The 21,078-nt window shown below is 70.6% G+C and carries 15 protein-coding genes and 1 pseudogene; 9 read left to right on the forward strand and 7 right to left on the reverse strand.

All coding sequences use genetic code 11. The features are described from left to right. The first annotated feature begins 162 nt into the window (after positions 1–162). Together Acor_RS17765 and Acor_RS17770 are read left to right on the forward strand one after the other, a co-directional pair. The gene (locus Acor_RS17765) at positions 163–1,668 is read left to right on the forward strand and encodes an alkaline phosphatase D family protein (protein ID WP_246238709.1); all 1,506 of its coding nucleotides are present in this window, start codon (positions 163–165) and stop codon (positions 1,666–1,668) included. After that, the gene (locus tag Acor_RS17770) at positions 1,665–3,014 is read left to right on the forward strand and encodes an FG-GAP-like repeat-containing protein (protein WP_246238710.1); all 1,350 of its coding nucleotides are present in this window, start codon (positions 1,665–1,667) and stop codon (positions 3,012–3,014) included. Before Acor_RS17765 ends, Acor_RS17770 begins: the two co-directional genes overlap by 4 nt. Here Acor_RS17770 and Acor_RS17775 read toward each other — a convergent pair. The 5 genes from Acor_RS17775 to Acor_RS17795 all read right to left on the reverse strand — a co-directional run bounded on the left by Acor_RS17775 (position 2,999) and on the right by Acor_RS17795 (position 7,596). Then, positions 2,999–4,360, reverse strand: coding sequence for an MFS transporter (locus Acor_RS17775; RefSeq protein ID WP_155337789.1), 1,362 nt, complete (start codon positions 4,358–4,360; stop codon positions 2,999–3,001). The genes Acor_RS17770 and Acor_RS17775 overlap by 16 nt on opposite strands. 41 nt (positions 4,361–4,401) lie before the next feature. Continuing rightward, positions 4,402–4,992, reverse strand: coding sequence for a TetR/AcrR family transcriptional regulator (locus tag Acor_RS17780; protein ID WP_155337790.1), 591 nt, complete (start codon positions 4,990–4,992; stop codon positions 4,402–4,404). A 1-nt stretch (position 4,993) separates the two neighbouring features. Continuing rightward, entirely contained in the window at positions 4,994–5,632 is a 639-nt protein-coding gene (locus Acor_RS17785; protein WP_155337791.1) for a biliverdin-producing heme oxygenase, read from the reverse strand. Between the two features lie 78 nt (positions 5,633–5,710). Beyond that, a complete protein-coding gene (locus Acor_RS17790) occupies positions 5,711–6,352 on the reverse strand; it encodes a response regulator (protein WP_155337792.1) in 642 nt (213 codons plus the stop codon). Continuing rightward, positions 6,349–7,596: a sensor histidine kinase gene (locus Acor_RS17795; protein ID WP_155337793.1), complete on the reverse strand. Its 1,248-nt coding sequence runs from the start codon at positions 7,594–7,596 to the stop codon at positions 6,349–6,351. Before Acor_RS17795 ends, Acor_RS17790 begins: the two co-directional genes overlap by 4 nt. Positions 7,597–7,773: 177 nt before the next feature. On the opposite strand from Acor_RS17795, the gene lon reads away from it, so the two are divergent. The 7 genes and pseudogenes from lon (at position 7,774) to Acor_RS17830 (ending at position 17,405) form a co-directional block, all read left to right on the forward strand. Continuing rightward, on the forward strand, positions 7,774–10,128 hold the full coding sequence (gene lon / locus Acor_RS17800) for an endopeptidase La (RefSeq protein ID WP_155337794.1): 2,355 nt from the start codon (positions 7,774–7,776) through the stop codon (positions 10,126–10,128). 158 nt (positions 10,129–10,286) lie between these two features. Beyond that, entirely contained in the window at positions 10,287–10,850 is a 564-nt protein-coding gene (locus Acor_RS17805; protein ID WP_155337795.1) for a hypothetical protein, read from the forward strand. Between the two features lie 164 nt (positions 10,851–11,014). Further along, positions 11,015–11,590 (forward strand): hypothetical protein, encoded by a 576-nt coding sequence (locus Acor_RS17810; protein ID WP_155337796.1) that lies wholly within the window; start codon positions 11,015–11,017, stop codon positions 11,588–11,590. A gap of 119 nt (positions 11,591–11,709) precedes the next feature. Continuing rightward, positions 11,710–13,236 (forward strand): acyl-CoA synthetase, encoded by a 1,527-nt coding sequence (locus Acor_RS17815; protein ID WP_155337797.1) that lies wholly within the window; start codon positions 11,710–11,712, stop codon positions 13,234–13,236. A gap of 124 nt (positions 13,237–13,360) precedes the next feature. Next, positions 13,361–14,734 carry a S1C family serine protease gene (locus Acor_RS17820; protein ID WP_155337798.1) on the forward strand — a complete coding sequence of 458 codons (1,374 nt, stop codon included), beginning with the start codon at positions 13,361–13,363 and terminating at the stop codon, positions 14,732–14,734. A 124-nt stretch (positions 14,735–14,858) separates the two neighbouring features. Continuing rightward, positions 14,859–15,619, forward strand: a pseudogene (locus Acor_RS17825) (ABC transporter ATP-binding protein). A gap of 4 nt (positions 15,620–15,623) precedes the next feature. After that, the gene (locus Acor_RS17830) at positions 15,624–17,405 is read left to right on the forward strand and encodes a hypothetical protein (protein WP_155337799.1); all 1,782 of its coding nucleotides are present in this window, start codon (positions 15,624–15,626) and stop codon (positions 17,403–17,405) included. A 231-nt stretch (positions 17,406–17,636) separates the two neighbouring features. Here the strand turns inward: Acor_RS17830 and cydC are convergent, their stop codons facing one another. Both cydC and cydD read right to left on the reverse strand, forming a co-directional pair. Beyond that, entirely contained in the window at positions 17,637–19,325 is a 1,689-nt protein-coding gene (gene cydC / locus Acor_RS17835; protein ID WP_246238711.1) for a thiol reductant ABC exporter subunit CydC, read from the reverse strand. Positions 19,326–19,434: 109 nt separating this feature from the next. Beyond that, the gene (gene cydD / locus Acor_RS17840; RefSeq protein ID WP_246238712.1) at positions 19,435–21,069 is read right to left on the reverse strand and encodes a thiol reductant ABC exporter subunit CydD; all 1,635 of its coding nucleotides are present in this window, start codon (positions 21,067–21,069) and stop codon (positions 19,435–19,437) included. Positions 21,070–21,078: the final 9 nt, after the last annotated feature.

Here is a 21,078-nt window from a genome sequence, read left to right on the forward strand (position 1 = left end):
TTCTGTCGCTGACTCGACGTCACTCGTTCGGCGTGCGTTCAATTACGGTGGGTAATCCAGTTGTCTGTTCACTTATGGTTTCTTCGCAGGTCAGCGGGCTAACGCGTATTCGACAACCGGGTCGTCTTTCCTGTTAGTGTGCAGGGAAAAGCGTCACGCAGAGTGTTCCTGTCCAGTGTGGCCGCCGGCGGGCTCCTGCTGACCGGAGCCGGATACGCGCCCACTCGATCCCTTCGTCAGGACCCGTTCGGCGCCGGTGTCGCCTCGGGTGACCCGTCGGCCGACGGCTTCGTGTTATGGACCCGGCTGGTCCTCGATCCGCTCGGGCTGAACGGCCGGGGCGGGATGCCGTCCAGGGACTACGACGTGCAGTGGCAGGTGGCCACGGACGAGCGGTTCGCCGACATCGTCCGTACCGGCACCGAGACGGCGTCGTGGCGGGCCGCGCACAGTGTGCACGTCGAGCCGGCGGGGCTTCAGGCCGGGCGGGAGTACTTCTACCGGTTCAGGACCGACGGGCACGTGTCGCCGGTGGGGCGGACCCGGACGTCGCCGGCCGGAATGTCCGCGCTGTCGTTCGCGATCGCCGCCTGCGCGCACTATGAGCACGGCTACTACACGGCGTACAAACGCCTCGCCGAGCAGGAACCCGAGCTGGTCGTGCATCTCGGGGACTACATGTACGAATACCAGCCCGACGGATACACCGCCCCCGGCGGGAACATCCGGCAGCACTCCGGCGGGCACAAGTGCGCCACCCTCGCCGACTACCGGATGCGGCACGCCCAGTACAAGAGCGACCCCGACCTGCAGGCCGCGCACGCGGTCGCGCCCTGGCTGGTCGCCTTCGACGACCACGAGATCGAGAACAACTGGGCCGGCTCCAAGTCCAGCAGCGGCGCGCCCGCCTTCGAGCGCCGCCGCGCCAACGCGTTCCAGGCCTACTACGAGAACATGCCGCTGCGCCGCTCCAGCATCCCGCACGGCGCCGCCATCAAGATCAACAGACGGGTGACGTGGGGCGGGCTGGCCCAGTTCCACCTGCTCGACACCCGCCAGTTCCGCGACGACCAGGCCTGCGAGGACGGCGTGCGGATGGGCTGCGACGACCGCCTCGACGCGGGCCGCACCCTCCTCGGCGCGGACCAGCACCGCTGGCTGCTGGACGGCCTGGGGCGCTCGGGGGCCCGCTGGAACCTGATCGGCCAGCAGATCATCATGGCCCAGAAGGACTTCAAGCTCGGCCCCGGCAACGAGGTCAACCTCGACTCCTGGGACGGCTACGCGGCCGAGCGCACCTCGCTGCTCAAGGGCCTGCGCGGCGTCGCCAACCCGGTCGTGCTCACCGGCGACGCGCACATGCACCACGCCGCCGAGCTCTACGCCGACCCCGGCGACCCGGACACCAAGGCCGCCGTGGAGCTGGTCACCTCCTCGATCGCCAGCGACGGCGACGGCTACCGCGACACCGAGCGCACCGCCGCGACCCTCGCCGAGAATCCGCACATCTCCTACATCGACCAGCGGCGCGGCTACATCATGGCCCGGCTCACCCAGGACGAGCTCATCGCCGACTTCCGCACCCTCGACTACATCAGTCGCCGCGGCGCGCCCGCCCGCACCTCGGCCCGCTTCACCATCCCCTCGGATGAGCGGAGTCTGGTGTGAATGCCCTGCTCGCGGCCCTGCTGCTGCCGATGCTGCCGATGGCGCCGACGTCGGCGGCGGCCTGCCCCGGCGTCGCGGCCGACTACAACGGCGACGGCCGGCCCGACCTGGCGGTGGCCATGCCGTACGCGACGGTGGGCGGCCACCTCCGGGCCGGCTCGGTCGCCCTGTTCACCGGCACCGGCGGCGGCTTCCGCAAGGGCCCGGTGATCTCCCAGGACAGCGCGGGCATCCCCGGCGAAGCCGAGCGCGGCGACGCGTTCGGCTCGGCCCTGGCCTCCGGCGACTTCAACGGCGACGGCTGCGCCGACCTGGCCGTCGGCGCGTCCGAGGAGTTCGTCGGCCGCGAGCCGGTCAACGGCGCCGACGGCCACGGCATGGTCCACCTCCTGTACGGCTCCCGCACAGGACTCCACCACGGCAAGGTCCTGGACCTGCCGGAACACGGCAGCGACCGGTTCGGGGCCGCCCTCGCGGCCGGTGACCTGGACGGCGACGGCGACGACGAACTGGCCATCGGCGCCCCCGGCTACCAGGGCGGCGGCGCGGTCGTGATCCACGGCGCCAAAATCAAAATGATCAAGAATTCCGGCACCTCGACCGACCAGTTCGGGGCCGCCCTCGCCACCGGCGACTTCGACGGCGACGGCACCGCGGAACTCGCCATCGGCGCGCCGGGCGACAACCTGACCAAGAAGGCGGAAGGCTCGGTGACCGTCCTGGCGAACGGCCGCCGGACCCTGTACAGCCAGGACAGCCCTTGGGTGAAGGGCTTCGCGGAGAGCTGGGACGGCTTCGGCTCGGCCCTGGCCGCCGCCGACTTCAACGGCGACGGCCGCGACGATCTGGCCATCGGCGTCCCCGGCGAGGGCCTGTCGATCTACGCGCGGGCGATGGAGTACGGCGAGGGCACCGTCCACGTGATCTACGGCTCCGGCGGCGGCCTGAAGACCTCCACCACCGAGGGCTGGACCCAGAACAGCCTCGTCGGCATCCCCCGCATGTACGACCGTTTCGGCGCGGCCCTCGCCGCCGGCGACCTCAACGGCGACGGAGACGCCGAACTCGCGGTGGGCATTCCCGGCGAGAACGCCGTCCAGGTTCTCGCGGGCACCAAGTCCGGCGGCCTCACCAAGAACCACAACCTGCTCATCCCCGGCCCGAAGACCAGCGAGTTCGGCGCGGCCCTCACCATCGTGGGCGGCAACCTGGTCGTGGGCGCCCCCATGCTCGGCGAGATCACCCTCTTCCGCGGCCACCGCAAGATCGGCTCCTACCCCGGCGTCACCAAGAAGGGCGTGCGCCTGGGCAAAGGCCCCGGTCTGTACGGCTACAGCTTGATCTGAATCGCGACCAGCGAAATCAGCGCCGAGATGCCCATCAGCACCGCACAAATGATCATCGCCAGCTGGAACCCCGGCGACAGCACCGCCGGATTGTCATAGGACTCTCCGGTGAGCCCGACGATCGGGGGGATCGCCGCGACCGCGAGCAGGCTGCCCGTCCGCGCGACCGCGTTGTTGATGCCGCTCGCGATCCCCGCGTGCCGGTCGTCCGCGCTGGCCAGCACGGTCGCGGTCAGCGGCGCCACGGCCGCCGACAGCCCGAGCCCGAACACCGTCGCCGCCGGCAGCACCCCCGTCAGATAGCTGGTCCCCGCGTCGATCCTGCTCATCATCAGAAACCCCACCCCGCAGGTCAGGATCCCGGCCGTCATCGGGATCCTCGGCCCGATCCGGCGGGCCAGCTCACCGGCCCTGGCGGAGAGCAGCAGCATCAGCACCGTCACCGGCAGCATGGCCGAACCCGCCGCGATCGGGGTGAACCCCGCCGTCACCTGAAGCTGCAGGACCAGCAGGAAGAACACCACGCCCATCGCCGCGTACATGAACAGCGTGACCACGTTCACCGAGGTGAACGTCCGCGACCTGAAGATGTCCACCGGGATCAGCGGGTTCCGGCGGGAGCGTTCGACCAGCACGAACACCACCAGCAGCACGAACCCGCCGATCATCGGCAGGTTCAGCTCCTCGATCAGGCCGTAGGTGATCCCCGCCAGCGCGAGCGCCGCCAGCGCGGAGCCGAGCAGGTCGAAGTCGCCCGACGCGCTCTCGTCCCGGCTCTCCGGCACGTGCCGCATCGCCACCGCGACCACCAGCGCCGCCAGTGGCAGGTTGATCAGGAAGATCCAGCGCCAGCCGGCCGCCTCCACGATCCACCCGCCCAGCAGCGGCCCGATCGCGGCGGCCGTGCCGCCCAGCCCCGACCAGAGGCCGATCGCCCTGGGCCGGTCCGCGCGGGCGAAACTGGCCTGGATGATCGCCAGCGACCCCGGCGTGAGCAGCGCCCCGCCGACGCCCTGGAGCGCCCGCGCCAGGATCAGGGTCTCGATGTTCGGCGCGAGCCCGCATAATGCCGACGCCACCGCGAACCAGACCACGCCGATCAGGAAGACCTTGCGGCGGCCGTACCGGTCGCCGAGCGAGCCGCCCAGCAGGATCAGCCCGGCCAGCGTCAGCGTGTACGCGTTGATCGTCCACTGCAGCCCGGCCACATCGGCCTCAAGGTCGGTGCCCAGCGCCCGCAGCGCCACGTTGACCACGGTGCCGTCCAGCATCGCGATCCCCGACCCGAGCACGGTCGTGAACACGATCCACCGCCCGGCCCCCGACCTCAACTGCACAGGATTCATAGAGCCATCCTCAGCCCTCCCGGGCCCTGCTCAGGACGGGCCTACGTCAGGGCGCGCAGGATGAAGCCGCCGGTGAACTCCTCGGCCTCTTCGGCCGTGAGGGAGCCGTCGAGCAGGGGGAGGCGTTGCGCGCCCAGGATGGCGAGAATGATCCGGGCCGTCGCGGTGACGTCGGACGGGCGGAACTCGCCGGTGGCCACGCCCGCTTCGATGATCTCGCAGAGGATGCTCTGCATGGGCGCGACGTGGGCGGCGAGGCGCTGGTAGGCGTCGGGGCCGAGGGTGACCGACAGGTCGGCAGCGCCGGGGTGCGGGTGCGCGAGCAGGCCGGTCAGCTGGAGGCGGACGAAGGCGCGGAGCCGGGCCGACGGGGAGGCGTCGGCGGGCAGGTCGCGGTGGTAGCTCTCGACGAAGTACTGGGTGACGCGTTCGGTGAAGCCCAGCAGCAGGGCGGCCTTGTCGGGGAAGTAGTTGTAGAGGACCGTGCGGGTGATGCCCGCCTCGGCCGCCACGTCGGTCATCGAGATCGCGTCGATGCCCTGACGGCGGGACAGCCGCGCCACCGCCTCCAGGATGCGTTCCTGGGTCTGGGCGCGGTGCTCGCCGATCGTCGCGGCCGAGATCCGGGGCACGTCAGGCCGCTGTCCTGGCGAGTCGGCCGAGGTCGCCGAGGACCTCGGTGTTGAGCTGGTAGGCGAGCTTGGTCTCCCGGATGATCCGCTGCTGCTCGGCCTCGTCGACGTCGAGCGCGTCCAGGCGGCGGCGGTACTCGTCCTTGAACCGGGGCAGGCTGCCGATGTCGAAGTAGTAGAAGTCCACGCCGCCCCCGCCCTTCTCGTACCCGTAGATCTTCTGCAGTTCCATCCGGATGAACTGCCCGCCGGACAGGTCACCGAGGTATCGAGTGTAGTGGTGGGCGATATATCCGCCGGGCCAGTCGGCCACCTGGTTGATCCGGGCGACCAGGGTCCTGGTCGGCTTGCTGGGCTCGATCCGGTCGGCCCAGCCGGCTCCGAAGATCGTGGTCAGGTCGCGGACCAGGGCCTCCTCCCGGTAGAGCTCCGGGAACACGAAGGCGCCCGCGACCGGATGATCGGCGAGTGTCCGCGCGGCCCCGTCCAGCGCCAGATAGGCGAAGTAGTGCTGCGCCACCATCTCGCCGTACGCCTCGGGACTGAGCCGTCCGGACATCAGGCTCTTCAGATAGCCGTCGTCCTCGGCGGACCCGTGATCGCCCCAGGTCGCCGCCCGCAGAACCTCTGAAAAGCCCATCTGATCTCCTTTAAGGGTTGTTCATGACGAAGTGTCACAAAAAACCGGCGGGCTCGTCAACGGGTTGACGACAGTGTGTCATGAACCTGGCCGCACCAGCCCGATCTCGTACGCGTGCACGATGGCCTGCGCCCGATCGCGTAACCCCAGCTTGGCCAGAATCCGCCCGATATGCGTCTTGACCGTCTGCTCGGACAGCACCAGCTCCTGGGCGATCTCCCGGTTCGACAGCCCCTGCGCGATCAGCGTGAGCACCTCCGTCTCCCGTTCGGTCAGGCGCTCCACCCGCCGCAGCCCGCCCGGCCGGGGCAGCCGGGTGAACTCGGCGATCAGCCGCCGCGTCACCCGGGGCGACAGCAGCGCCTCCCCGGCCGCGACCACCCTGACCGCCTCGGCCAGCTGCGCCGCGGACGCGTCCTTCAGCAGGAACCCGCTGGCGCCCGCGCGGAGCGCCGCGTAGAGGTACTCGTCGAGGTCGAAGGTGGTGAGGATGAGCACCCGCGCGGTGCTGATCCGGGCGGTGGCGGCGATGCCGTCCATGCCCGGCATCCGGATGTCCATCAGCACCACGTCGGGTTTCAGCTGCTCGGTCTGGAAAACCGCCTCCGCCCCGTCCGCGGCTTCGCCGACGACCTCGATGTCCGGCTGGGCGTTCAGGAACGCGGCGAAACCGGCCCGGACCATGCCCTGGTCGTCGGCGATCAGCACCCGGATCGTCACGGTTCCTCCGTGAGCGGCAGGGTGGCCTCGACCAGGTAGCCGCCCCCGGGCGCCGGCCCCGCGCTCAGCGAACCGCCCAGCATCGCCGCCCGCTCCCGCATCCCGATCAGCCCCTGCCCCTCGCCCGACCCCAGCCCGGTACGGCTGCCGCACCCGTTGGCGACCACCACCGTCAGCTCGGTCGCGGACCGGGACACTTCCACCCGTACCCAACTTCCGGGAGCGTGCCGCATCGCGTTGCTGAGCGACTCCTGCACGATCCGGTACGCCGAGAGCCCCACCGCCGGCGGCACCTCGGGCACCTCGCCGGTCAGCGTCACGGTGAGCCCCGCGCTCCGGGCGTTGGCCGCCAGCTCCGCCAGCCGATCCAGGCCGGGCTGCGGCGCGGTGTCGAGTCCGCCGCCCTCGTCCCGCAGCACGCCCAGCACCCGCCGCATCTCCCGTAACGCCTCCAGCGACAGCTCGCGGATCCCCGCCAGCCCCGCCTCCAGCCGGTCCCGGTCCCCGCCCGCCTGGAGCGGCACGGCCTCGGCCTGGATGGCGATCACCGACACGTGGTGCGCGATCACGTCGTGCAGCTCCCTGGCGATCCTGGCCCGCTCCGCCAGCAGCGCGCGGGCGTCGTGCTCCACGGCCAGCTCCCCGCTGGCCTGCCTGCGCCGCCGGACGTTGTACCCGAGCGCCAGCACCCCCGCCACCACCGGCGGCCCGGAAACCATCAGCTCGACGTTCTCCGGCACGAACAGGATTGCCACCGCCGACAGGATCCCGACCCCGGCCGAGGTCGGCCCCGGGCACCGGGTCGCCACGGTGTAGAGGCAGATCACGTACGCGACGACCGCCCCGGGCGTGAGCGGCGCCCACCCGACCTGCAGCACGATCGGCGCGGCCGGCACGGCGGCCACGGTCGCGTACCGCCAGGCCCACAACGGCCAGCGGCGCAGCAGCAGCGGCGAGGCCGCCGCGAACGCGGCCAGCGCCAGCAGGCCGTCGTGCACGCGTTCCGAGCTGGACGTCCACTCGCGGACGAGATCCCCGCCCATGATCGAGAACCTGCCTCCGTCCGGCACGCTCACCTCGTCCGCGAGCAGGATGGCGAAGGTGAAGTAGAACAGGATCAGGAAGAGCCCGGCGTCGGTCGCGAAGGCCCGCCAGGGTTTCACCGGCGGGCCCGGATCGGGCCGGCCGAGGGCGAGGGCGTCGAGCAGTCCCCGCGGCAGCCGTACCAACTGATTAAGAATCATGACCTCACGCTAGAAATCAGCCTTTGTCCCCACATCACACCGTGGTGCCATGTTTCGCGTCACCCCGCAGGGTCTGATTACACGATTACGCTCGCTCACAGCGAACACGCGCAGATCTGGGAACACGGTGGCACTCCTGTTAGTTGAGCGTGCATAACTCAACCTTTGGGAGTACGCATGACTGAGATCCTTCCGGTCCTGCCGCTGGACGACGAGGTCGTCCTGCCCGGCATGGTCGTCCCCCTCGATCTGTCCGACTCCGAGGTGCGCGCGGCGATCGAGGCGGCCCAGGCCACCGGCGCCAAGAAGCCGCATGTCCTGCTGGTCCCCCGGATCGACGGCCACTACGGCGCCGTGGGCGTGACCGCGGTCGTGGAGCAGGTCGGGCGGCTGCCCGGGGGCGAGCCCGCCGCCGTCGTGCGCGGAGTGAGCCGGGCCAGGGTCGGCACCGGCACCACCGGTCCCGGCGCGGCCCTGTGGGTGCAGGCCACCGTCGTCGAGCCGGTCGAGTCCGACGCCGAGACGTTGATGAAGGAATACAAGGCGCTCACCACCACCATCCTGCAGAAGCGCGGCGCCTGGCAGGTCGTGGACGCGGTGAACGCGATCAAGGACGCGTCCGAGCTGGCCGACAGCTCCGGCTACGCGCCCTGGCTGTCCACCTCGCAGAAGCTCCTGCTGCTGGAGACCGCCGACCCGGCCGAGCGGCTGGAGAAGCTGGTCGGCTGGGCCCGCGACCACCTGGCCGAGGTCGATGTGGCCGAGACGATCCGCAAGGACGTCCAGGAGGGCATGGAGAAGCAGCAGCGCGAGTTCCTGCTCCGCCAGCAGCTGGCCGCCGTCCGCAAGGAGCTGGCCGAGCTCAACGGCGACCCGGAGACCGAGGAGCAGGACTACCGGGCCAGGGTGGAGGCCGCCGACCTGCCGGAGAAGGTCCGCGAGGCCGCGCTCAAGGAGGTCGACAAGCTGGAGCGCACCTCCGACCAGTCGCCCGAGACCGGCTGGATCAGGACCTGGCTCGACACCGTCCTGGACATGCCGTGGAACGTCAGGACCGAGGATGAGTACGACATCGGCGGCGCGCGCGCCGTGCTGGACGCCGACCACACCGGCCTGGACGACGTGAAGGACCGGATCATCGAGTACCTGGCGGTCCGCAAGCGCCGTTCCGACCAGGGCCTCGGCGTCGTCGGCGGGCGGCGCAGCGGAGCCGTGCTGGCCCTGGCCGGCCCTCCCGGCGTGGGCAAGACCTCGCTCGGCGAGTCGGTGGCCCGCGCGATGGGCCGCGAGTTCGTCCGGGTCTCGCTCGGCGGCATCCGGGACGAGGCCGAGATCCGCGGCCACCGGCGCACCTACGTGGGCGCGCTGCCCGGCCGCATCGTCCGGGCGATCAGGGAGGCCGGTTCGATGAACCCGGTCGTGCTGCTGGACGAGGTCGACAAGGTCGGCGCGGACTACCGGGGCGACCCGACCGCCGCCCTGCTCGAAGTGCTCGACCCGGCCCAGAACCACACCTTCAGGGACCACTACCTGGAGGTCGAGCTGGACCTGTCCGACGTGCTCTTCCTGGCCACCGCCAACGCGCTGGAGCAGGTGCCGGGCCCGCTGCTGGACCGCATGGAGATCGTCACCCTGGACGGTTACACCGAGGACGAGAAGGTCGTCATCGCCCGCGACCACCTGGTGCCGCGCCAGCTGGACAAGGCCGGCCTCACCGCCGAGGACGTGGTCATCGACGACGAGGCGCTGCGCAAGCTGGCGGGGGAGTACACCCGCGAGGCGGGCGTGCGCTCCCTGGAGCGCTCGATCGCCCGGATCCTGCGCAAGGTCACGGCCGGTCTGGCGCTCGGCACCAGGGAACTCCCGGTGGCGGTCACCGACCTGGTCGACTACCTCGGCCGCCCGCGGCACGTCCCCGAGTCCGCACTCCCCGAGTCCCGGCAGCGTACGGCGGTGCCCGGCGTGGCCACCGGCCTGGCGGTCACCGGCGCGGGCGGTGACGTGCTCTACGTGGAGGCGTCCCTGGCCGACCCCGAGACCGGCGCCACCGGCGTCATCCTCACCGGCCAGCTCGGCGACGTGATGAAGGAGTCGGCCCAGATCGCGCTCTCCTACCTGCGCTCCCGCGGCGTGGAACTGGAGCTCCCGGTCGGCTCGCTCAAGGACCGCTCGGTGCACATCCACGTCCCCGCCGGCGCGGTCCCCAAGGACGGCCCCTCGGCCGGTGTCACCATGACGACCGCGCTGGCCTCGCTGCTGTCCGGCCGCCCGGTCCGCGGTGACGTGGCCATGACCGGCGAGGTCTCCCTCACCGGCCGCGTCCTCCCGATCGGCGGCGTGAAGCAGAAGCTGCTGGCCGCCCACCGGGCCGGTGTGACCACTGTCCTGATCCCGGCCCGCAACGAGCCGGACCTGGACGACGTCCCGGCCGACGTGCTGGCCGACCTGACCGTGCACGCGGTCAGCGACGTCCGCGAGGTCCTCGACCTGGCCCTCACCCCCGCGACGGTGGCCCAGCCCGCCGCCGCCTGACCCCCGAACGGCCGGGCCCCGCGAAGCTTCGCGGGGCCCGGCGCCATTCCTGTCGGAATGGTGACAGAGATCTTTCCTTATGGTGAGTCGGGTGTGTCAGAAGGTGTGATCATCTCTCCTGGGGGACTTGGGTCGGGTCCCGAAAGGAGGGCCCGAGTATGCGATTGGCAACCCGAGTCGCGGCTGGATTCGGTTCGGCGGCGCTGTTCCTGGTCGCCGCGCCGGTGGCGTCCGCGAACGCGGCCGAAGCCGCGACTGCCCCCATTGCGTGGGGTCCGTACGCGTCGAGTGACGGCAAGGCGAAAGCGTCTGGAACCGTCACCGTGACGGAGAAGGTGAAGAAGGTCGGCTACTGGAAACGGTGGTCGAGCTGGGAGCGCAAGTGTTCCTGGCGCGACGGTGACAGGGTCTGCAAGAAGGTCAAGGTGTGGCACAAGAAGCGGGCGTTCAAGAACGTCCGCTACGAGGTGTTCACCGTGGACTCCACCCTGGTGAACCACCGGGCGAAGCAGCGGAAGTTCCGCTGCGCCTGGGAGACCTTCCGGGTCGTGCAGAAGAACGGCGACCGCGTCCTGCGCAGCGTGAAGGCCTGCGGGGGCTCCGCCAAGCTGTCCTTCACCGTGGAGAACGCCGACAAGATCTTGGTCGACGTCTCGCGCGGCACGTGGAAGGCCCCGACGGGCAAGCACTCCGGCTGGAAGGCCGTCTACCCGGCGGTCTGATCCGGAGCCGAATCGAGGCCGCGCCCCTGAGCGCTCAGGGGCGCGGCCTCCCGGGTTCCATGGCCGGGGTCTGAGCAGGCGGTTAAAGCGTGCTGAAAGCCGCCGTCAACTGCCTCGGCTTATCCATGGGGTGACAGAAATTCTGTCTCCCGAGAGGACCCGCAATGAGATTCATCAAAAAGTTCGCGGTGAGCGCGGTGGCAGCAGCCGCTCTCATCGGCGGCGCGCTGCTTTCGCCGGCTTCGGCGAACGCCGCGGTGCCGTACTTCGACGGCCCGTGGGGGTCGTACTTCTCCTCCGACGCACAGGCCGAGGCCAGCGGCTTCGTGTCCGTCGAAAAGCACAAGGTCAAGAAGTGGTACTGGAGCAAGAAGCACGTCAAGATCGAGAAGTGCCACTGGAAGAACCACAAGAAGAAGTGCCACGATGAGTGGGTCTGGAAGAAGCACTGGACCTTCAAGTGGGTGGACGAGTTCCGCTTCACCGTGAAGGGCAAGCTCACCAACCACGGCTGGGACTCCCACCACAAGAAGTTCCGGTGCGCGTGGGCGACCTTCAAGGTCGAGCCGTTCTTCGGCCCGAGCTACGTCAAGAAGTTCAAGAACTGCGGCGAGGACCCGAAGCACTTCTGGTTCAGCGGCAAGAACGCGGAGCACATCTCCGTCGTGGTCTCCCGTGGCGACCACTGGGCGCCGAAGGGCTTCTTCGGCCCGGCGGGGACGGTGTACGACCACGCCTGATCCCCTCGTCAGGTCCCTGAGATAGCAGATATACGGCTCGCGCGTTCCTCTCCCGCGCGGGCCGTTTCCCATTGCCGCCACGCTTCCCCGCGAACATCGAACCGATTAACGTTCGGTTCATGCACCCGGGAGCCATCGCCGCCGCCACTCCGGACCGAGCAGCCGTGATCATGGCCGGTTCCGGCCGGGTCGTCACCTACCGCGAACTGGACGAGGAGTCCAACCGGCTGGCCCACCTGCTCCGCGCGGCCGGGCTCAGGCCCGGCGACCACATCGCGTTCATGCTGGAGAACCACCCGCTGTTCCTGGCGATCGCCTGGGCCGCGCACCGGTCCGGCCTCTACTACACCGCGATCAGCTCCCGCCTCCAGCCCGGCGAGATCGCCTACATCGTGGCGAACTGCCGGGCCCGCGCGTTCATCTCGTCCAAGGCCCTGGAAGCGGTGGCGGCCACCGTCACCGGCGTCGAACTCCGGCTGATGCTGGACGGCGTCGCCCCCGGCTTCACCTCCTACGAGCAGGCCACGGCCGCCTGCCCCGGCACGCCGATCGCGGACGAGTGCCAGGGCGCCGACATGCTCTACTCCTCCGGCACGACCGGCCGCCCGAAAGGCGTGAAACCGGCGCTGTCCCTGGCCCCGCTCGACACCCCAGGCCCGCTGATGAAGCTGGTGGGGTTCCTGTTCGCGCCCACCGCCGACAGCGTCTACCTGTCGCCCGCGCCGCTCTACCACGCCGCGCCGCTGCGCTACTGCCTGACCTTCCTCCGCTTCGGCGCCACCGTCGTGGTCATGGAGAAGTTCGAGCCGGAGGCGGCGCTCGCCGCCATCGAGAGGTACGGCGTGACCCACTCCCAATGGGTCCCCACCATGTTCATCAAACTCCTCAAACTGCCCGCGGAGGCGCGGACCCGGCACGACCTGTCGTCGCTGCGCTGCGCCATCCACGCCGCCGCGCCCTGCCCCATCCCGGTCAAGGAACAGATGATGGACTGGTGGGGGCCGATCGTGCACGAGTACTACGCGGGCACCGAGGGCAACGGCTTCCTGTACGCCGGCCCCGAGGACTGGCTGAAACACCGCGGCACGGTGGGCCGCCCGCTGCTCGGCGTGCCGCACGTGTGCGACGAGGACGGCCGGGAGCTGGCGGCGGGGGAGCACGGGACCGTGTACATCTCCGACGGCCCGGCCTTCGAGTACCACGACGACCCCGAGAAGACCGAGTCCGCCCGGGATCCGCTCGGGCGGGGATGGACGACGCTGGGGGACATCGGGTACCTGGACGAGGAGGGATTCCTCTATCTCACCGACCGCAGGTCGTACATGATCATCTCGGGTGGGGTGAACATCTACCCGCAGGAGGCCGAGAACCTGCTCGCCGTACACCCGAAAGTGGCCGACGTCGCCGTCTTCGGCGTGCCGGACGAGGAGATGGGCGAGCAGGTCAAAGCCGTCGTCCAGGCCGCCGACTCCTCGGCGGCCGGGCCGGACCTCGAAGCCGAGCTGATCGCCTACTGCCGGGCCAATCTCGCCCACTACAAGTGCCCGAAGAGCGTCGACTTCCGCCCCGAACTGCCACGCCACCCGACCGGCAAACTTTACAAACGACTTATCCGGGACGAGTACTGGCCATCCGAACAGCGCTGATAAGGATTCTGTAGGGCTTTCGCGAGGTCAGCGGGTTGATCGCTTAGCCGGGCCTTATCGAGTCTTTGTCATCGTAGAGGAGTACCGGCGGACAGCCGGGGGCTTCTGAAGGGGATGGCACACAATGAACGCTGACGAGCCGCGCGAGCAGACTCCGGGTTCTCCGGCGAGCGCTGCGAACGAGAACACCGACCCGGCCGCCGACCGCACCGAGCCGGGGACCGGCGACGCCGGGGCGAGCGGGCCGACCGAGGTGCTCAACACGCAGGGGTGGAGCCAGTTCGGGAACCGTCCGCCGGCGACCGGGCAGTTCCGCTCCGGCGACACCGCCGCGTTCGCGGTGCCGCCGCCCCCGCCCGGACCTCCCGCCGCCGCGGCCAAGCCGGCGACCGGCGGGCTCAGGAAGGGCGGCGCCGTGCTCGCGCTCGCAGCCATGGCGCTGGGCGGCGGGGTCGCGGGGGCCCTCGTCACCAACGCCGTCGCCGGGCCGCGCACCATCATCTCCAGCCCCGTGCTCAACTCCGGCAACTCCAGCGGGACCACGGTGGCCGACGTCGCGCGCCGGGTGCAGCCCTCGGTCGTGATGATCACCGTCACCTCCCAGATGGGCGGCGGCGAAGGCTCCGGCGTCATCCTCTCCGACGACGGGCTCATCCTCACCAACAACCACGTCGTCTCCGGCGCCGGCCAGAACGCCGAGCTCAGCGTCAAGTTCAGCGACGGCAGGACGGCCAGGGCCACCCTGGTCGGCACCGACCCGACCACCGACATCGCGGTCATCCGCGCCGAGAACGTGTCCGGCCTCACCAAGGCCGCCCTCGGCGACAGCGACCGCCTCCAGGTCGGCGACTCGGTGCTGGCCATCGGCAGCCCGCTCGGCCTGGCCGGCTCGGTCACCGCGGGCATCGTCAGCGCCCTGGACCGCACGGTCACCTCGGGCGACGGCGGCCAGCCCGACCAGCAGCAGTTCCCGCCCGGCTGGGGCCAGCAGCAGCCCGCCCAGAGCGAGACCACCACCATCGGCGGCATGATCCAGACCGACGCCGCGATCAACCCCGGCAACTCGGGCGGCGCCCTGGTCAACGCGGCCGGGCAGGTCATCGGCGTCAACACCGCGATCGCCACCTCGGGCGGCAACGGCAACATCGGCGTCGGCTTCGCCATCCCGATCACCACCGCCAAGCAGGTGGCCGAGCAGCTGATCAACACCGGCAAGGCCGTCCACGTCTACCTGGGCGTCAGCGTCAGCGACGCCACCGGCGGCACCCCCGGCGCGCTGGTCGGCCCGGTGACCCCGGGCAGCCCCGCCGCCAAGGCCGGGCTCCAGCAGGGCGACATCATCACCAAGATCGACGACACCCCGGTGGACGCCGGCGAGACCGTGGTCGGCATCATCCGGCAGCACCAGCCCAACGCCAAGATCCTCATCTCGTACGTGCGGAACGGCACGCCCGCCACGGTCACCGTCACGCTGGAGGAGAAGACCGCTACGAACTAACCTCTCGGACGTGAGCGGCAACTTGGCGGGACAGGTTGCCGCTCATTTGTTTTTTCGTACAAGGTAAACTTCGCCCCCATAATTGGGGGCAAATGCCGTTAATTGGTGAAGGAGACCGGGATTCATGCACGACGCCCCCGCGCTGGAGCTGCACGGTCTCTGTAAACGGTTCGGCGCCAAACTCGCGGTCGATCATGTGACGCTCGCGGTGCCGCCGGGCTCGTTCTTCGGGCTGGTCGGGCCGAACGGCGCCGGGAAGACGACCTCGCTGTCCATGGCGGTCGGCCTGCTCCGGCCGGACGAGGGGAACGTGCGGACTTCGGCGCGGACGTGTGGGCCGACCCGATCGGGGCCAGGGCCAGGGTCGGCGTGCTGCCGGACGGCATGTCCCTGCCGGAACGGCTCACCGGGCGCGAACTGCTCACCTATCTGGGGCGGTTGCGCGGGCTCGACCAGGTCACGGCCGCCCAGCGGGCGCACGAGCTCCTGGACATCCTCGACCTGCTCGACGCCGAGAAGACCCTGGTCATCGACTACTCGACCGGGATGCGGAAGAAGATCGGGCTGGCCACCGCGCTGCTGCACGGGCCCCGGCTGCTGGTGCTGGACGAGCCGTTCGAGGCCGTCGACCCGGTCTCCGCGCTCACCATCAGGGGGATGCTGCAGGAGTTCGTCGCGGGCGGCGGCTCGGTGGTGCTCTCCAGTCACGTGATGGCCCTGGTCGAGCAGCTGTGCGACCACGTCGCCGTGATCGACAAGGGGAAGGTGGCGGCCACGGGGCCGCTGGACGACATCCGGGCCGGGCGGAGCCTGGAGGACAGGTTCGTGGAGCTCGTCGGCGTCCGTACCGACCTGCGGAAGGGCCCGTCGTGGTTGGCGTCCTGATCCAGTGAAGTTGCGCGTCCTGGCCCACTCGATCAACGGGGCCCGCGCCACCGGCATGATCCTCGGCGGTCTGGCGGGGCTCGTCCTCGCCGCCGGGACGCTCGCGGTGAGCTCCTCCGCCGCGCTGACCGCCGCCGTGCTCGCGTTCTGGCTGTTCGGCTGGCTGCTCGGGCCCATCTACACCGGCGGCGGCGAGAGCATCCGGCCCGAGCACTTCGCGCTGGTTCCGCTGCGCCCGGCCCGGCTCGCGCTCGGCCTGCTGGGGACCGCCTTCGTCGGGGTCGCGCCGCTGGTCAGCCTGGTCGCCTTCGTCGCGATCACCGTGCACGCGGCCGGGCTCGGCGTGGCCGCGTTCCTGGTCTCGCTGCCCGCGGTGGCGCTGCAGGTCGTGCTGGTCGTGGTGCTGTCCAGTCTCGCGATCCGGACGCGGACCAGCGCCATCCTGGCCGCCCTGGTGAACGCGTTCATGAACGTGGTGCTCAACCAGTCGTGGGTGCTGATCTGGGCGGCCGTCGAATTCGACCTCCTCGACCACAGCCTGCCACCGACGCTCACCACCATCGCGTACGCGCTGCCGTCCGGCTGGGGCCTGGCCGCCGTGGAGGCCGCAGATTCCGGCAACTGGATCCTGGCGGCGGGCGCGATCCTCGGCCTGGCCGCCCTGATCGCCGCCGCGCTGCTGGCCTGGGCCCGGCTGCTGGTCCGCCGCACCACCACGAAACCGGCGCACCGGCCCGCCGACGGCACCACCCTGGACCGGCTCAGCGCGCACAGCGACGTCGGCGCGGTCGCCGCCAAGGAACTCCGCACCTGGTCGCGCGACCTGATGCGCACCCACCTGCACTACTTCGCGCTCTTCTTCGGCGTGCTCTACTGCCTCGCGCCGCTCATCATCGGCTGGTACGGCCTGCTGCGCTGGGCCGGCCCGATCATGGTCATCATGGCCGCCGCCACCTCGGCCAACCTGTTCGCCCTGGACGGCGCCGCCCTGTGGCTCACCCTGGTCAACCCCGGCGCCGAACGCGCCGAAGTCCGCGGCCGGCAGGCGGCCTGGCTGATCAGGGTCGCCCCCGTCGCCATCGTCCTGACCGTCGCCGGGACGATCGTCGGCGGCGAATCGTGGACGTGGTCCTGGTCCCTCGCCATTCTCGCCGCCACCCTCGGCGGCGGCGCCGGGCTGATCGCCGTCATCTCCGTCTACAACCTGATCCCTGTTCCCGAGCCCGCGCGGCGGACCGGCAACCCCCTCGAAGCCGGGAACATCTTCGGGCAGGTCCTGGGCGTGCTGCTGCTCGCCACCCTCACCGCGTTACCCACGGCCGGCGTCGCCTGGCTCGGCGACCAGCTCGACAATCCGCCGCTCCAGTGGGCGGCCGTGATCGTGGGCGTCGCGTCCGGAATCCTGTACACCTTCTGGTTCGGCCGCCTCGCCCACAACCGCCTGCGCGTCACCGGCCCCGCGCTCCTGGCCACCATGCGCAACAGCAACAGCACGACCACGCGGAAAACCGCCAAGCCCAAACTCCCGCCCGCCAAATCCGCCCTGGTCACCACCCTCTGGATCGCCTGCTGGATCCCGCTCTTCCCCCAGGGCCTGGTCCCGCTCTACATGATCGTCAACGACTCGCCACAGAAACTCTGGTTCCTGGCCCTCCACCTTTCGCCGCCGTACCAGATCCCCACGACCATCGTCATGACCGCCATCGGGCTCACCATGCTCTATTTCGGTACGGTCATCCCACGCCGGTACGAGGGCCTGAACAGGTCGGAATTATTGGCCGAATAGTCACGGGATCCTGGTTCCGGCTTGAACCGCTAACAGAATGGGCCACGTCTTCTTGGCGCCGGCGCGGTGAGAAGCATCACCTGCGTTAACGGCGACAGACCCGGTCCGTTAGGAGTTGTTATCGCCTATGTCGTGCGCACCCATGGCACGGACGAAGAGGCGACTCCCTGGCTGGTCGCCACCCTGGCCGCCATCGTCGCCCTGCTGGCAGGTTCGCAAGGGACGTTCTGGTCAGGAGTGCAGCATTGCTTCCGCCTGCCAGAGGGTGCGGTAGTAGCCGTTCGTGGAGACGAGGGCTTCGTGGGTGCCGCGCTGGGTGATGTGGCCGTCTTCGAGGACGAGGATCTCGTCGACGGCTTCGAGGCCACGGAGGCGGTGCGTGATGAGGAGGGTGGTCCGGCCGTGGGTGGCGTCGAGGAGGTCGGTCATCAGGGAGTCGGCGGTGCGTTCGTCGAGGGCTTCGGCGGGTTCGTCGAGGAGGAGGACGGGCGGGTCGAAGAGGAGGGCCCGGGCCAGGGCGAGGCGTTGTAGCTGGCCGCCGGAGAGGGTGCGGCCGTCCTCGCCGAGGGGGGTGTCCCAGCCGGTCCGGTCGGCCCATTGGTCCAGGTGGGCGGAGCGCACGGCGTTCGCGAGGTCGGCGTCGGAGGCTTCGGGGCCGGCCAGGCGGAGGTTGTCCTTGAAGGAGGCCTGGAAGACGTAGGGGTCCTGGGTGAGGCCGGTCATCAGGCGGCGGACGTCGTCGGAGGCGAGGTCGCGGGCCTCGACGCCGTTGATGGTGATATTTCCGGATTCGTAGTCGACTGTGCGCATCAATGCGGAGAGAAGGGTGCTCTTCCCGGCTCCGCTCGGGCCGACCACGGCCACACGGTGTCCGGGCGCGAGAGTGAAGCTGACGCCGTCCAGGGCGGGTGGCCGGGTACCGTGCCGGACCACCAGGCCGGTGACCGCGATGGTGAGCGGTCCGTCGGGGACCTGGGCGGGCTTGGCCGGTTCGGTGACGGCGGGGGGAACCGTACGCAGATCGGCGAGGCGACGCAGGGCGGCGAGCACACCGGTCAAGCGTTCGCCGGCGCCGGCGAGGGGGAGGACCGGTTCGAACGCGACCAAGGACATCAGCGCCAGAACCGCCGTCGCCACCGGCCCGGTCCCGCTCAACTCACAGATCCACACGATCGCGACAACGGTCAGGCCCTGCGCGAGCACACCGGTCAGCATCGCGGTCGCGCTCACCCGAGCCTGGCGGCGTTCGAGCGCGGCCAGCTGATCGTCCGCGGCCATCCCGGCGGCCAATGCCTCGCCCTTCGCCCCGTACGCGGCGAGATCGGCGGAACCGTGAACCAGGTCGGCGACCCGAGCCGCCAGATCGGCGCGCGCCGGAGCCAGCCTGGCCGACCAGCGGCGGGAGGCCGCGGCCGTGCCCAGCGGCAGCAGCACCCCGGCCACGACCAGTCCCGCGAGCAACGCGAACGCCGCCGCGGGCAGCAGGAACAGCGCGATCACGACAGCCGCCGCCCCCGTCACCAGCGCGGCGACCGCCGGCAGCAGACACCGCACCAGCAGGTCCTGAACCGCGTCGGTGTCATCGACCATACGACTCAGCAGATCGGCACCCCGATGACTGAGCGGCCCCGACGGAATCAACGCCTCATAAAGCCGCTCCCGCGTCGCGGCCTGCGCCCGCAACGCGACATCATGCCCGGCCAGCCTCTCGGAATACCGGAAAACCCCACGACTGGTCGCAAAGGCCCGAACCCCCACAATCGCCACAGACAACGCCGCCAGCGGCGGCTGCTCAGCGGCCCGCGTAATCATCCACGCCGCCGACGCGATCAACCCAAGCCCGGCCAGATCAGCAGCGGAACCCGCCAGCGCGGCCACTACCAGCCGTCGCGTCATGCCGGGCGGGATCAAAGTGCTCATCGGGCTCCTCCGTGCGAGGCCGGGCGCAGGCCGGTTACGGGCGATGCCATGGTGCTCGCGAGGGTGGGCCGGCCCATGTTCCGCGAGGTTGCGGGTGGGATCAGGGTGTTCATCGGGTTCCTCCCACCGGCCTGACGTGGTCTTCCACGATGGTGCCGCCCGTCAGCCGGATCACCCGGTCGGCCAGGTCGATCATCGCTGGGCGGTGGGCCACGATCACGGCTGTGCGGCCCTCGGCGAGGCGGCGGGTGGAGTCGAGGACGGCGGATTCGCTGCGGCCGTCGAGGCGGGCGGTCGGCTCGTCCAGGAGGAGGACTTCGGCGTCGGGGCGGCAGAAGGCGCGGGCCAGGGCGACGCGCTGGCGCTGCCCGGCGGAGAGGTTCGCGCCGCGTTCGCCGAGGACGGTGTCGTAGCCGTCGGGGAGCGCTTCGACGAATTCGGCGGCCTGGGCTTCGGCGGCAGCCGTACGGACCTGGGCGGGGGCGGCGGGGGAGCCGAGCCGGATGTTGTCGGCGACCGAGGCGGCGAACAGGTGGGGGCGCTGGGGCACGAAGGCGAGGCGGCGGCGCCAGGCGTCCAGGTCGAGTTCGGCCAGGTCGACGCCGCCGATCAGGACCCGGCCCGCGGACGGCGTGACGAAGCCGAGCAGCAGGTGGAGCAGGGTGCTCTTGCCCGCCCCGCTCTCGCCGACCAGCGCCACCCGCTCACCCGCCCCGATGACCAGGGACACCTCGGTCAGCGCCGCGTCCTCCCGCCCGGGATACCGCACGGTCACCGACTCCAGCCGGATCTCCGGCACCCCGCCGGGAGCCGTCAGCCGCCCGGAACGTTCCGGCACGTCCTCGCCCAGCAGCGCGAACGCCTGATCGGCGGCGGTGACGCCCTCCATAGCGGCATGGAACCTGGTCCCCATCGCCCGCAACGGCAGGTATGCCTCCGGCGCCAGCAGCAACACCAGCAGCGCCGTGCTCAGATCCAGCGAACCCGACAGCAGCCGCAACCCCACCGGCACCGCGACCAGCGCCAGCGACAACGACGCCACCAGTTCGAGCACCAGCGAGGACAGGAACGCCACCCGCAGCGTGCGCATGGTCGCCGACCGGTGCCGGCCGGCCACCTCGCGGATCACCGACGCCTGGTAGCGGGCCCGCCCGAAGGCGCGCAGCGTCGGCAGCCCGCGCACCACGTCCAGGAAGTGCCCGCCCAGCCGCGCCAGCGCCCGCCACTGCCGCTCGGTCACGGCCTTGGTGGTCATCCCGACCAGCGCCCCGAAGATCGGGATCAGCGGCAGCGTCAGCAGCACGATGATCGCGGTCGCCAGGTCCGCGACGAACAGTCGGATCAGCACCGCCACGGGCACCACGGCGGCCACCGCCACCGACGGCAGATACCCGGTCAGATAGGGATCCAGCGCGTCCAGACCCCGCCCGGTCAGCGTGACCAGCTCACCGGACCGGTGCTCGGCCGGGCTGAACTCCTGGAACCGGGCCAGCAGCCGATGCCGCAGCAGCGACTTCACCCCGCTCGCGGTCCGCCCGGCCGCGACGCACTGCACCCAGCCGAGCGCCCCGCGCAGCCCGAACACCAGCGCCAGCGGCAGCAGCGCCGCCACCGTGAACCGGCCGGACAGCACCCCGGCCAGCAGTTCCGCCTGCACCAGCACCAGCAGCCCGGCCACGATCGCGGCGCCCAGGCAGACGGCCAGGTGCCGCCGCGGCAGCGACCGCATCAGATCCCGGTGCACGATCCCCCC

The organism is Acrocarpospora corrugata, assembly GCF_009687845.1.
GTDB classification, from domain to species: domain Bacteria; phylum Actinomycetota; class Actinomycetes; order Streptosporangiales; family Streptosporangiaceae; genus Acrocarpospora; species Acrocarpospora corrugata.

Bases quoted from the DNA above. Each gene is read 5' to 3' on its own strand.
- Acor_RS17805 (WP_155337795.1), top strand. From the start codon at position 10,287: ATGCGATTGGCAACCCGAGTCGCGGCTGGATTCGGTTCGGCGGCGCTG.
- lon (WP_155337794.1), top strand. From the start codon at position 7,774: ATGACTGAGATCCTTCCGGTCCTGCCGCTGGACGACGAGGTCGTCCTG.
- Acor_RS17810 (WP_155337796.1), top strand. From the start codon at position 11,015: ATGAGATTCATCAAAAAGTTCGCGGTGAGCGCGGTGGCAGCAGCCGCT.
- Acor_RS17815 (WP_155337797.1), top strand. From the start codon at position 11,710: ATGCACCCGGGAGCCATCGCCGCCGCCACTCCGGACCGAGCAGCCGTG.
- Acor_RS17785 (WP_155337791.1), bottom strand. From the start codon at position 5,632: ATGGGCTTTTCAGAGGTTCTGCGGGCGGCGACCTGGGGCGATCACGGG.
- Acor_RS17775 (WP_155337789.1), bottom strand. From the start codon at position 4,360: ATGAATCCTGTGCAGTTGAGGTCGGGGGCCGGGCGGTGGATCGTGTTC.
- cydC (WP_246238711.1), bottom strand. From the start codon at position 19,325: ATGAGCACTTTGATCCCGCCCGGCATGACGCGACGGCTGGTAGTGGCC.
- Acor_RS17820 (WP_155337798.1), top strand. From the start codon at position 13,361: ATGAACGCTGACGAGCCGCGCGAGCAGACTCCGGGTTCTCCGGCGAGC.
- Acor_RS17795 (WP_155337793.1), bottom strand. From the start codon at position 7,596: ATGATTCTTAATCAGTTGGTACGGCTGCCGCGGGGACTGCTCGACGCC.